General features: G+C 48.2%; 1 protein-coding gene. It reads left to right on the top strand.

Annotated elements, in window-relative coordinates; genetic code table 11:
* Positions 1–1,018, top strand: a 1,018-nt coding sequence (locus tag BTA30_RS22365; protein WP_142243733.1) for a ribonuclease J, incomplete at both ends; no start/stop codon positions are given.

Genomic DNA, 1,018 nt, shown 5'->3' with positions numbered 1-1,018 from the left:
GAAATTCCCGATTTCACCATGTCAGAACGCAAAGTCGGAGAAAGCATTGAAGATATTTTCCGCAAAGTCGAAGGCCGGATCATCTTCGCTACCTTCGCATCAAACATCCACCGTCTTCAGCAGGTGATAGAAGCAGCAGTGGCAAACAACAGAAAGGTTGCCGTTTTTGGGCGAAGCATGGAATCCGCCATTGAAATCGGACAAACGCTTGGTTATATTAAATGCCCGAAAAATACTTTCATTGAAGGAAATGAAATCAACAGGATTCCTGCGGGCAAGGTGACGATCCTCTGTACGGGAAGCCAGGGTGAACCGATGGCCGCGCTTTCCCGGATCGCAAACGGCACACACCGGCAAATTTCGATCAACCCGGGCGATACAGTCGTCTTTTCATCATCACCGATCCCGGGCAATACGATCAGCGTCAGCCGCACGATCAACCAGCTTTACCGGGCGGGGGCAGATGTCATCCACGGAGCCGTGACTAACATTCATACGTCTGGACACGGCGGCCAGGAAGAGCAAAAATTGATGCTTCGATTGATCAAACCGAAATTCTTCATGCCGATTCACGGTGAATACAGAATGCAAAAAATGCATGTGAAACTAGCGACAGACTGCGGTATTCCTGAGGAAAACTGCTTTATCATGGATAACGGAGAAGTGCTTGCTTTAACAAGCGATGAAGCATCGATCGCAGGGAAAATCCCGTCCGGCAATGTTTATATTGACGGAAGCGGCATCGGCGATATAGGCAACATCGTGCTCCGCGACCGCCGCATCCTTTCTGAAGAAGGACTTGTCATTGTCGTTGTCAGCATCAATATGAAAGAATACAAAGTGTCCGCCGGTCCAGATTTGATTTCAAGAGGATTTGTCTACATGAGGGAATCCGGCGACTTGATTAATGACGCACAAGATCTGATTGCAGGACATCTTGAAAAAGTAATGGAGCGCAAAACGACGCAGTGGTCTGAAATCAAAAATGAAATCGCGGATACGCTCGCACCTTTTCTCT

Source organism: Bacillus swezeyi (genome assembly GCF_001969815.1).
GTDB lineage: Bacteria > Bacillota > Bacilli > Bacillales > Bacillaceae > Bacillus > Bacillus swezeyi.
The sequence above is the reverse complement of the archived record's forward strand: the minus strand, read 5'-3'. Positions and strand labels throughout refer to the sequence as shown.